This window comes from Chryseobacterium sp. HNCC26DJ238 (assembly GCF_057180465.1).
This window is the reverse complement of record NZ_JBXUGI010000006.1, coordinates 82614-95043: the sequence shown is the minus strand read 5'-3', so window position 1 is coordinate 95043 and position 12430 is coordinate 82614. Positions and strand designations below refer to the sequence as shown.

Annotated in this window: 10 protein-coding genes; 2 read left to right on the top strand and 8 right to left on the bottom strand. The window is 37.4% G+C overall.

Going from position 1 to position 12430, the window contains the following annotated elements; all coding sequences use genetic code 11:
* Positions 1 to 176: 176 nt before the first annotated feature.
* Positions 177 to 659 (bottom strand): hypothetical protein, encoded by a 483-nt coding sequence (locus AC2A07_RS07470; protein WP_484049895.1) that lies wholly within the window; start codon positions 657 to 659, stop codon positions 177 to 179.
* A 389-nt stretch (positions 660 to 1048) separates the two neighbouring features.
* Between AC2A07_RS07470 and AC2A07_RS07465 the strand changes: the two genes are divergently transcribed.
* The gene (locus AC2A07_RS07465) at positions 1049 to 2233 is read left to right on the top strand and encodes a DUF4861 family protein (protein ID WP_484049894.1); all 1185 of its coding nucleotides are present in this window, start codon (positions 1049 to 1051) and stop codon (positions 2231 to 2233) included.
* A gap of 8 nt (positions 2234 to 2241) precedes the next feature.
* Entirely contained in the window at positions 2242 to 3264 is a 1023-nt protein-coding gene (gene pelA, locus AC2A07_RS07460) for a pectate lyase (RefSeq protein WP_484049893.1), read from the top strand.
* A gap of 55 nt (positions 3265 to 3319) precedes the next feature.
* Here pelA and AC2A07_RS07455 read toward each other — a convergent pair whose 3' ends face one another.
* The 7 genes from AC2A07_RS07455 to AC2A07_RS07425 form a co-directional block, all read right to left on the bottom strand.
* Positions 3320 to 4435 (bottom strand): pectate lyase family protein, encoded by a 1116-nt coding sequence (locus tag AC2A07_RS07455; RefSeq protein WP_484049892.1) that lies wholly within the window; start codon positions 4433 to 4435, stop codon positions 3320 to 3322.
* 143 nt (positions 4436 to 4578) lie between these two features.
* Positions 4579 to 7047 (bottom strand): glycoside hydrolase family 95 protein, encoded by a 2469-nt coding sequence (locus tag AC2A07_RS07450; RefSeq protein WP_484049891.1) that lies wholly within the window; start codon positions 7045 to 7047, stop codon positions 4579 to 4581.
* Positions 7048 to 7787: 740 nt separating this feature from the next.
* Entirely contained in the window at positions 7788 to 8693 is a 906-nt protein-coding gene (locus tag AC2A07_RS07445; RefSeq protein WP_484049890.1) for an alpha/beta hydrolase, read from the bottom strand.
* A gap of 160 nt (positions 8694 to 8853) precedes the next feature.
* Entirely contained in the window at positions 8854 to 9750 is an 897-nt protein-coding gene (locus tag AC2A07_RS07440) for an alpha/beta hydrolase (RefSeq protein WP_484049889.1), read from the bottom strand.
* 58 nt (positions 9751 to 9808) lie between these two features.
* On the bottom strand, positions 9809 to 10150 hold the full coding sequence (locus AC2A07_RS07435; protein WP_314496898.1) for a cupin domain-containing protein: 342 nt from the start codon (positions 10148 to 10150) through the stop codon (positions 9809 to 9811).
* A 127-nt stretch (positions 10151 to 10277) separates the two neighbouring features.
* Positions 10278 to 11015 carry a rhamnogalacturonan acetylesterase gene (locus AC2A07_RS07430; protein ID WP_484049888.1) on the bottom strand — a complete coding sequence of 246 codons (738 nt, stop codon included), beginning with the start codon at positions 11013 to 11015 and terminating at the stop codon, positions 10278 to 10280.
* A 244-nt stretch (positions 11016 to 11259) separates the two neighbouring features.
* Positions 11260 to 12222 (bottom strand): pectinesterase family protein, encoded by a 963-nt coding sequence (locus tag AC2A07_RS07425; RefSeq protein ID WP_484049887.1) that lies wholly within the window; start codon positions 12220 to 12222, stop codon positions 11260 to 11262.
* Positions 12223 to 12430: the final 208 nt, after the last annotated feature.

Sequence of the window (12430 nt, the reverse complement as noted above, 5' to 3'; positions counted from 1 at the left end):
AATTTAAAAATAAAACAGTCAATATCAAAAAATAGAAATGACTGGAGTTGGAGTACTTAATAAATTGAACATTTAAATATAAAATAGAATGTGAACTTACTTGATGAATCCTAAATAATAAAGCCTCAGCGATCAGCGCATAATCTTTCTGATGAAAGCATCTCAGCCCCGATTATTCAAGCTTTTCCGATCTGTTTCATGAAATTTTTTAGTTCATCGGCTTTCTGGGTTCCGACCAACAGTTTCTTTTCATTTTTAAAAACAAGCTGCAGCCCCAAATCTCCTGAAACAGAATACGCTTTTCCTTTTCCGAACGTTCCCAACCGCAATCCCCATCCACCATAATCCATCATCGGAGAATATTCTCTGATGTACGCTTTCTGAATATTTTTCCACGGGAAATATTTAAACTGAAAATGGAATGGGAAAAGCCGAACCCTGATTCCCAAAACATCGATTTTAGTTTCTAATTTAATAATAAAAAATAAAAATAAAATTAAAGTGGGAACGGCTGTCGAGCTGATCAATTCCGGTTTTGAGAAAAAAGCTTCATTTTCTAGGGCGTTGTATACGGAAAACCCAAGGATTAAAGTAATAACCATCCAGAGCCACCATTGTCTGAAGCGTTGTATTTCGTAGAATTGAGGATGCTCTTTCATGCACATTTATTTGAATATAAAAATATAAATTTTAAATGAATTTAAAATTTTGGAATGTTCTTTTGCATCGATGCAAAAGAACCAAAAGATCAGGTCCCAAAACTTTTATGCTACAAATTGATCCTGTGGTGAAAAGTTTAAAACTTGCGCGTATTCTATCTCGGTATTGTCATTCACTTTATCCGCCTGGATTCGGATAGTAAACTTTCTTTCGGGTCTTATCTTTCAATTTGCTTAACGCTAAAAGTTTAAAGGTATTTATGCTATGCTGATTTTGTTTAGATAGGTTTAAAACTATTTAAATCCTAAAAAATCATTTTAAGAAACATTTAAGGTTTAAAATCCATAAAATATTCAGAATATTTCTACTTTTGAGAAAACAACATTTTATGTTCGGACAAAAAACAGATAAACTTGCTTTAAGTTGTGCAATCGTTTGCATAGCGACGAACTTTGCCCATGCACAGACTTCTGTTCAGGTAAAAAATACACAGGATTTTGCGAGAAATGAAGTCGTTTCTTTGTCAGTAGGTCAGTTGAAAACCTTTTTAAGGAAAAGTAAAGCTGAAGATTTAAGAATAAAGGATTCCCGGAATCAATATCTTCCCGTACAGTGGATCGATAATGACGGTGACGGAAAAAATGATGAGGTTCTTTTTCAGGCAATAGTAGGTGCGAAGAAAACGAATTCTTATGCTATCGTAGCCGATTCTCAAATACCGGTTCCTGAAAGTGAACTGATCACCTATTCAAGACTCGTTCCGGAAAGAGCCGATGATTATACCTGGGAAAATGATAAAACAGCATTTAGGGTATATGGCCCGAAGGGGCAGGCTGAGGCTTTGGCAAAAGTAAAGGGGAGTACACTTTCCAGCGGTGTGGATATTTGGTTTAAACGAACCGAAAAATCTGTGATTAACGAGTGGTACAAAGGCTATCTGACGGATCCCATGTATTATCACAAAGACACGAGAGGTGAGGGATATGACCCATACCACGTGGGAGACAGCCGAGGAACAGGCGGAATCGGAATATGGAAAGACAGGAAACTGCAGGTTTCCCAAAACTTTGTAACTTCCAAAACCATTGCAGAAGGCCCTTTAAGAACCGTTTTTGAACTGACCTATGCACCCTGGAGCGAATTTGGAGTGAAAGAAACTAAGAGAATTTCCCTCGATCTGGGTTCTAATTTTTCTAAGTTTGAATCGACTTTTGAAACAGAAAAATCTGTTCCGAACTATACCATCGGAATTACCCTTCATAAAAACGAAGGGGAGACCAAGCTCAATGATCAAATGGGATATTATCTGTACTGGGAAAAAATTGATGATGCATTCGTAGGGGAAGGGATTGTAACAGATCCGAAAATGATTGAGGAATCCATCGCTTTTACATCTGAAATTCCTGATCAGAGTAACCTGCTGGTTGTAACAAAGCCCCGGAATAAACTGATTTATTATGCAGGATTTGCCTGGCAGAAAAGCGGACAGATAAAAACACAGAATGATTGGGAAGATCTTTTAAGAAAACAGGCGCAAATAGTTGCTAACCCTCTAAAAATTACCATTAAATAAAATTAAAAATGACTCATTTAAAACTGACAATAGCTTCGTTCTTTTTGTTTACCACCGTAATTTCTGCACAGGTAAAAGATACCTTAGCTGAAAAAATGATGGTTTACCAGCTTCCAAACGGAGGTTGGGGAAAACATACAAGCGATAAAAAAAATGTTGATTACGCGTTAAAAATTGATCCTGAACTTTTAAAAATAATAAAAGCAGCTGACAACGATTTAGCAACCATCGATAACAATGCGACTTCCAGGGAAATTAATGGTCTGATCAAAGCATATCAAACCACTAAAAATCCTGATTACCTGAAATCAGCTGAAAAAGGAATTGGGTATATACTCTCGATGCAGTATGAAAACGGAGGTTTCCCACAATATTATCCCAATACCTCAATTTACAGGAAGCAGGTTACGTATAACGATAATGCCATGATCAATGTTTTAACAATTCTCTACAATATTGCTGAAGGTAAGGAAGGTTTTGATGCAGTAAATCCCCGATTAAAAGAAAAATCTAAAACGGCTTTACAAAAAGGAATTGCATGCATCCTGAAAACACAGGTACTGCAAAAAGGAAAGCTGTCGATATGGGCAGATCAGTATAATGAAATAACACTGCAGCCTGAAAAAGCCAGAGCTTTTGAGCCCATGTCGTTAGCCAGCGGGGAATCGGTCAATATAGTAAAATTCCTGATGCAGCAGCCGTTAACCCCGGAGATTGAAAAATCAGTAAAATCAGCTGTTCGTTGGTTCAGAGAAAGTAAAATTGATGGTTATGCTTACGAAGTGAATAAGAAAGGGGGAAAAGTAGTCCGTGTTCTGTCCAAAAAAGAAGGATCTTCAGTCTGGGCAAGATTTTATGACATCCCTACCAACAGGCCTGTTTTCGGAGATCGTGACGGAAGCGTAAAATATAATTATGAAGACGTTTCTGAAGAGCGCAGAATGGGGTACAGCTGGTATAATGAAGCGGGAACCAAGCTGATCGAAAACGAATATGCAAAGTGGTTGAAACGGAATAAGATTGCTGAATAAAAAATAAAGCCTGATGTAGTAAGATACATCAGGCTTTTTCATTTAAAAAAATTATTTAGAAGCTTTCACAGATATTTCCCGATAAAGTTGCTCCTGCATTGGCTGTTACATCTGCTTTTACATCATTGACAGCAAGTTTTACGATGGAGTAGGAAGGGGTAAATGCTGTTCCGCTTCCTGCCGTGTTTCCGGTTACGTTGATAAAACTGTTTCCGGTCTGCGTAACGGCTGTAAACCCGCTCATCAGGTTGATCGGTTCTTTCACATTTTCAAATACATTTCTTTCCACAAGAATATTTGCCTGTACTCCGGCTGCAATACATTTATTGCTTACAGGGCTGTTGAAGTAGCTGTTCAGGATATGGATTTTGCCAAACCTCACCCGTGGCATACGTTCTCTGCATCCCGGTGCCCACCAGCATCGTACAAAAGTTACATTGAGTTTCCCTGCGTCAGCTGTTGCCCCATCGCTGGATCCGATCAGGTTAGAAAATCTGTGATCATCAGTCCCGCCGGAACCTCCTGCTTTCGGAGCTTTTAAATAATGGAATTTTGTATACGAAACGGTAACATAATCGGATTTGTTTTTAATATCGAAATTGCCGTCTACACCATCTCTGAATTCACAGTGATCGATCCATACATTTCGACAGTCATCCAGGATTGCATTGTCCCACCCATCGGTATCGTAAGCTCCGGGACCCTCAAAAATAAGGTTTCTCACAACAATATTGTTGCATCTTTTGATGTTGATAATCCCTGAACCGTCTTTTGTCTGGTTGGTCGATACCAGTTTTGCACCACTGGTCCCATAAATTGTCTTTCCGGTCTGATCCTGAAGAGAGAGACGGGTAGTGATGGTAATGGTTCCCGTAATTTTAATGACTTTTACAGCACTGTTTTCAATAGCTGATTTTAACTGAGCATACGTAGTGACAGTGGTTTCAGCAGCGGTTCCGCCTCCTGTGGTTCCCCCGTTTTGTGAAGCCCATCCGGGAGCAACACAGTTTGCTAAAGGAACGACTGTTTTTGCCAATGATGAATTTTCAATACTGCTGGGAGTGAGATTTTCAGAAAGTTCACTTTTGAGGTCATCATGTCCACATCCTGTGAAGACTAAAGCAGTGCTGAGAGCAACTATAGACATAGCTGCTGTGAAATTAATTTTCATAGTTAATAAGATTTTGTTGTTTAGTTTTGTAAAATTATAAATATTTGTTAAAACAGCAAATATTTTAATTAAAAATTGTAATTAAAAGCTATTTGTTGAATATTAATTTGATACAACCGATTGCGCATTAATTATAAGATAATTTATTTAAAGGTATGTGTGCTGTTTTTTTGGGTTGTAAAATCAAAAATAAGAGTATGGTGGGTGGGAGTGATTTTCAGATCTGCTTTTTCTGAAATTACTGGTTTTTTGATGCGGTTGACCTGATAGTATTCATTTGGATTTTCTCCTGATGCAGGAGTAAGGATAGTTTTAGATTGTAATTTAGTATTACCGGCAATCCGGATTCTTGCATTTCCCCCTAAAAGTGACTTAACCGTCAGTCTGGTCAGCTTAGAATTTTTCCACTCAATATCCACTTCAAAGCCACCTCGTGCTTTCAGACCTTTAACAGATCCATTCGGTAAAGCATCAGGCAGTGCCGGTAAAATATACATATAACCGTCATAGCTCTGCAGTAACATCTCTGCAATACCAGAAGTACATCCGAAGTTTCCGTCAATCTGAAACGGGGGATGTGCATCCAGAAGGTTAGGATAAGTACCTCCGGACTGACCTTTCATTTCCAGTGGTGCAGGAGTTAACTGATCTGAAATGAGTTTAAATGCCCTGTTTCCATCCAGTAATCTTGCCCACCAGTTTACTTTCCAGCCCATTGACCAGCCGGTTGATTTGTCGCCACGGTAAATCATCGAATTTTTTGTCGCTTCTGCCAGTTCAGGATTTCTTAAAGGGGAGATCTGTCCGGAAGGAAAAAGTCCGTAAAGATGGGAAATATGCCTGTGCTGATCATCGGTTTTGTCCATATCCGTCATCCATTCCTGCAATTGAGCATGTTGCCCGATCTGCATCGGTGGAAGTTTAGACAGAGCCAGCTTCACTTCATCAGAAAGAATTTTATCCTGATCTAAAGTTTCAGAAGCGTTGATGAAGTTATTAAACACATCAAAAACCAATTGATTATCCATCGTTGTTCCTTCGGTGATGCTGACATTTTTAAAGTATTTGTTTTCCGGTGACATTGATGGGGAAACGACAAGATATTTTTCTGAAGAATCCTTTTGCAGAACATCTAAATAGAATAGGGCACAACCTTTTAAAACCTCGTAATTTCTCTTTAAGAATTCTTTGTCCCCGGTGTACAGATAATGATTCCAAATATGTTGGGTCAGCCAGGCTCCCCCCATTGGCCACATGCCATAGAAACCACCGTCAACAACACCGGTAATTCTCCAAAGATCCGTATTGTGATGCATATTCCAGCCTCTTGCATGGTACATTTCGCTTGCAGATTCCTTTCCGGTCACCGATAAATCCTGAATCATATCAAACAGAGGCTCATGCATTTCGCTGAGGTTCGTATTTTCTGCAGGCCAGTAATTCATCTCCGTATTGATGTTGACGGTATATTTGCTGTCCCATGCCGGATTCAGCTGATAATTCCAGATTCCCTGTAAGTTGGCGGGTTGAGTCCCCTGTTGCGATGAGGATATCAATAAATAACGTCCAAACTGAAAATACAGTGCCACCAGATCTGGATCTTGAGTAGTTCCGAATTCTTTAATTCGGATGTCTGTGGTCTTTTTTGCCTGTCCGGTTGTTCCCAGATCTAAGGTGACCCGCTTAAAATATTTCCGGTATTTCTCAACATGAGCTTTCAGTCCATCATCATATTTTTTATGCAGGGCTGATTTAATATATTCCGCAACTCTTGCATTAGGATTACCTGAAAGATCATTGTACTTTTTAAAATTGGTTGCAATAGAAACGAAGATGACGACCTCATCAGCCCCGGAAATAATTAACTGGTCTTTTGTTGAAGTTAGTTTTCCGCCTTTTAAAACCGGAACAGCAATCATTTTAAAATTAATTTTCCCGGTTTTGTTATCTACTGAACCACCTGTCCCTTTAATAACCAATTGGTTTTTTTCAATGAAAATTGATTTTTGAAGATGTGGGGTAGAAGCATTGATCTTAAAATATAAACTTCCCTTTTTTCCGGAAGATAATTTGATCATCACGACGTTATCTGCAAAAGAAGAAAAGATTTCACGCTTGAAAGTGACTCCGTTCACTTCATAAGAAACTGTGGTGACTGCCTTTTCAATATCTAATGTCCGACTGTAATGGGAAAAATTCTCATGACCTCTAAAATCTAAAAACAGATCGCCCATCGTCTGATAGGGCATTCCGTAATTCAGATTTTGAGGAGCCTGTCTGGGATAGGTCTTATTGGTTACCTCCTGAGCTTTTTCAAACTGGCGTTCATTGATCAGTTTTCTAACTTTCTGAATATTGTCAAATGTGTTTTTCGGGACATTGTTTCCCGGCTCGCCTGCCCAGATGGTTTCTTCGTTCAGCTGAAGGTGTTCCTGAGCTGCTCCACCATAGACCATTGCACCGAGTCTCCCGTTTCCGATGGGTAAAGCTTCGTTCCAGTTTTCTGCAGGTTGGTTATAAATTAATTTTAAATTTTTTTGTGCTAAACCTGAAATAGAAATCAATGTTCCGCAGGCCAGTAAAAAGATTTTATGTTGAATGAGTTTTAGCATTTTATTAATTTTTTTTGATGATTTGATTGGATGTTTTTTAACGCAAAGATTTTGTTAGATCTGTATTATTTTAAGGGGCTAAGGATAATCAATAAATTGATTTTAAGCTGATGTATATTTTAATATAAATATTTTAGTCGCAAAGATTTTGTTTGATATGTATTATTTTAAGAGGCAAAGGATCATCAATAAATTGATTTTAAGCTGATGGATATTTCAATGTAAATGTTTAGTCGCAAAGATTTTGTCTGGTATGTATTATTTTAAGGGGCAAAGGATAATCAATAAATTGATTTTAAGCTGATGGATATTTCAATGTAAATGTTTTAGTCGCAAAGATTTGTTTGATCTGTATTATTTTAAAGGGTAAAGGATAATCAATAAATCGATTTTAAGATGATGCATATTTTAATATAAAAATTTTAGCAAAGCTTTACTTTGATAGATATATGATTTTAAGGGAACAAATGATAATCGATAAATTGATTTTAAGCTGAACTGTAATTTCTTTTAAGTTAAAATGAAAAAATTTAAAAAGAATGTTTTCAGACTTCATCAGCGATTTATCGCAATTTTGCTCTTTAAAATAGTACGCTTCTCAAAAACTTTACGTCATAATTCCACCGCTTATTTCAAGATTTTAAAAAAAACGGCAATCGTAAAATTTCGAAGCCTATCACAGTGAACAGATCACCCCATCACTCATTACCCATTACCTATTACCCATTACTGATTACCCATTACTGATTACTCATGCCCCCAAGCCAGTCCGCACAGATTTTTTTCCAGTTATCCGTCAGTTCAGATGTATTGGAAATTCCAATGTTATGTTTGCCTTCGGGGAAAATAAACATCGCACCTTTCACTTTATTTTTAATCATCGCTTCGTAGTATAAAATGGAGTTGATGACAGGAACAGCATTGTCATTCTGTGCATGAAACAGGATCGTTGGCGGCGTTTTTTCCGTTACCCTGTTCTGCATTGAATATTCAGTTATTTTTTCTGCTGATGCGTTTTCTCCCAATAGATTTACACGGCTTCCTTTATGTGCAAATTCACCCAGGTCAATAACCGGGGAAACCAGAACCGCAAAATTTGGAATCGTTGAAACTTCCGTCCAATCGCCTTTCAATTCGGTATAATCTGTCGGTATATTGCTGGCCATTGCTGCCAGATGTCCACCTGCTGAAGTTCCCAAAACTCCAATCTGGTCGGGTGAAATTCCATATTGAGCAGCATTTTTTCTGATTAATTTTATTGCGGCCTGAACATCCTGTAAAGGCCCGGTTTCTTTTTGTTTTAAATCCGGTGAAGTTGGAAGTCTGTAATTTAAAACAAATGCTGAAATGCCTAAAGTATTGAGCCATTTTGCGTAAGAATATCCGCCTAAATCATAGGTCAAATGTCTGTAACCGCCACCCGGAATAATGATGACGGCCATTTTTTTTCGTTCTTCTTTTGCCGGAAGAAAGGCGAACAGTTCTGCTTCCTGAATCTGCGTGATCCTGCCTTCTTTTTCTTCAACGATATTTAATTTTAAGCCTTTGGAATTGGGCATTGTTCCTTTTTCCCAAACCGCAATTTTCTGTTGCGCTGAAATTTGAATTCCAATAAAAATGCTGAATATAAGGATGAAGTTTTTCATTGATTATCAATTTTGTTTCTGTTGGTTAATCGCAAAGGCACAACTCTTCGACAGGCTCAGTGTGACCATGTATCAATTATGTATGAAATTTTTTTAAGCATTTTAAAATTACCCATTACCTATTACTCATTACCAATTACTCATTACCCATTACCCATGATCAACTACCCATATTTTCAAGCCAGTCTGCACACAGTTTTTTCCAATTTTCGTTTACTGCATCTTTATCGGTCACAAAAAAACGGTGGCCACCTTTAGGAAAAATAAACATTGAACCTTTTACGTTATTTTTTGTCATCGCTTTGAAATACAGAATACTGTTCATTGGCGGAACAGCTGTATCATCCTGATTGTGGAATAAAATCGTCGGTGGTGTTTTTTCTGTCACCAGGTTTTGCGTGGAATATTCACTGATTTTTTCTTTAGAAGCATTTTGGCCTAATAAACTGTCCCGACTTCCCTTATGTGCATACTCACCAAAGTCAATGACCGGACAAAAGAGAACCGCAAAATTCGGGATGATGGAAATGTTTTCCCAATCGCCTTTTAATTCTGTATAGTCTTTAGAAATATTGCTGACCATTGTTGCTAAATGTCCGCCTGCTGAAGTTCCAACGACACCGACCTGATCGGGAGAAATTCCCCACTGAGCTGCATTTTTTCTGACGAATTTGATGGAAGCCTGAATGTCCTGCAGCGGTGCAATTTCTTTTCGAATCAAATCCTCTGAGGTAGGAAGTCTGTAGTTGAGAACAAAAGCCGAAATTCCCAAAGTATTCATCCATTTAGCAATCTGAAAAGCACCTTCGTCATATGTGAGTTTAGAATAACCGCCACCGGGAATGATAATGACTGATTTTTGATTTCTCTCTTTCACGGGCGGTAAAAAAGCAAACAGTTCAGGCTCCTTCAGTTTTGCAAGGATTTTCTTCTTCTTTGTTTTTGAAGCTGAAATTTTCGAATTAGGCATTTCACCTTTTGGCCAGAATAATATTTTTTCCTGTGCAGGAAATTGAATGAAAAAGAGGATTGTAAAAAGAAAAATTGCTTTTTTCATAGGCTCATAATTATACATCTCACAGTTTTAAAAAATGTGAGGTTTGATTCTGCAAAATTTAATCTTTCAGAAAATCTTCTCTGAACGGCGTAAATGCATCGATCAGCTGCCCTGCTTCCAGACATTTTACGCCATGTAAAATATTCGGTTGGGCAAAAAAACCGTCGCCTTTCTGTAAAATTTTAGTTTCCCCGTCCACGGTTACTTCAAATTTTCCTTCTGATACATAGGTGATCTGAGAATGAAAATGCTGATGTAAAGTTCCGATCGCATCCTTCTCAAATTTCACGATGACCATCATGACCTGAGAATTGTATCCTACAAATTGTCTTGAAACACCGTTTCCTACATCTTCCCATGCAGAATTGCCGTCGAAGAATGGTTCTTTTTTGAAATTCATTGTATTTTTTTAAACTAATATTACTTCACTATGTCGAACCTGAAGGTTTCAGGATGACAGATTAAGTCATGATTTTACTCAGATATACAGATTGAGCAGATCATTTTGTAATTAATCTGTGGAATCTTTATTTGATATATTTCTCCAAACCTGTTTTTAAATCCTTTAAAGATTTTACAGCAAGTTTAGCCACAGTCTCTGCACCCAATTTTGATAAATGCGTATCATCTGCTTTGTCTTTATCATAATACGGATTTTCGCCGGCTTTAAAATAAAGATGTAACAGCTTTGATTTCTCAGGACCGTAGGAAATTTCCATTTGTTCGGTGAGTAGCTGCATATCAACGAAAGCAACTTTCATATCATCTGCCACCATTCTTACCACCAGGGGATAATCGGTGTGAGTATCGATCAAAACACCGTTTTCATTAAAGTTTCTTCTGGTAATAGAAGTCATCAGAATTGGTGTAGCTCCTTTTGCCCTGGTTTCGTTTACGTATCTTTCAAGATTCGCTCTGTACTGGGTATGGGGATTGGTAAATTTTGTTGAATCTTTCAGTTTCTGATCATTATGACCGAACTGGATAATGACATAGTCTCCTTTTTTCAGCTGTTTCTCTACCTTGTCCCATCGTCCTTCGGTGCGGAAGCTTTTTGAACTTCTCCCGTTTACGGCGTGGTTTTGAAGTTCAATATTTGGAGTTAAGAATTGTCCTAAAACCTGTCCCCAGCCATGTTCAGGATTTTTATCAGGATTGTCTTTGTTAGCCATCGTAGAATCACCGATTAAAAATAAGGTTGGTTTTTTCTGTGCAAATGTGATTGTAGAAATTACGATGCTTAGAACTAAAAGTATTTTTTTCATTTTAAGATTTATTTAAATTAGAAAAATTTTAAACCGCAAAAAAGCAAAAGAAATGTAAAGTCAGACAGTTAAAAGTTTACGAAATGTAAAAGTTTTATTTTGCAGACTTTTGAATATCTTTTTGTCCTTACCTATCTCTTGCGGCAGTAAACTCTTCATTTTTTATTTAATTTAGTATGATAATGATTACTCATCACCAATTACTCATTACCCATTACCCATTACTCATTATTTATTACCTATATTAAGGCTTCCAGTCTCCGAAAATATTTTTGAGCGTGTATTTTTTCACTTCCTTTTTAGTTAACTGATGTGACCATGAAACCCGTTTTTCAGTTGTGCCTCCCTGTCCTTTGCTGTTGTATTCTGCGTAATAAGCGGTTTTATCTTTATCGGGGAACATTTTGTCGCCTTTCCATGGGTTCCAGCCTTCAGGTAGAATGTGGCTTCCCATCTCGGTGTTGATGAAAACTGTTTTTGCATAAGGTCTCCAGGGTCTGCCCAAAAATACTTTGTTAATGCCTTCTTTTGCAATCAATTTACAATCAAAAAAGACATATCCAAATTCTTTGCTTTGGTCTGTCGATGCAGCCGTGATGTATGAATTGGATAAACTTTTGATCGTACAGTTTTTGAAAACCACCGTTGCCGAACCAAAAATAAAGTCGGTTGTGCCTTCGATGAAACAGTTCTCGTAATATTGTCGGCTGTGATTTCCACCAGTGTAGATGGTGTCCTGACAGCCTGAAATTTTAGAATTTTTGATGATAAAACGGTCACCTTCCACGTGGAGTGAAACGGCTTGCCCTTTATTGCACCACGTATTTTGTATCGTTAAATCAGAAACTTTTACATCATCTGACATCACTAAAAGCGTGTATGAATTGAAAGTGGTCATTTTCTCATTCAAAGCATCCAGTTTTCCAGAATAATCATCGTTGGTGATGATGGTATTTTCTTTGTTTTCACCTTGTAAAGTGATTTTATGTTTTGAGGAGGGAATCACAATTTTCTCATGATACGTTCCGGCTTTTATTTTAACCAAAGCCTCACCCGGACCCAAATCTCTGATGGATGTAATCGCTTTCTGAATAGAAATAAACTGCCCGCTTCCATCTTGTGCAACAGTTACTGTGATGTATGGATCAGTTCCGGCCAGTAGAAAATGGCTGATGGAAATGAATAGAAGTAAAAATATTTTTTTCATAAATAATTTTTATGATTGAATCTTAATTTTTAACGCAAAGTTTTAATTTAAAATCTTAAAATTTAAGGAGCAAAGGATGCGAACAAGTCGCTTAAGCTTAAAATTAATACAGGAGTATAAAATCAATTTATTGATTAATCTTTGCTCCTTAAAATTATACATTATCAGATTAAATCTTTACGTTTTAATTTTGCCTTAACCTTAACCT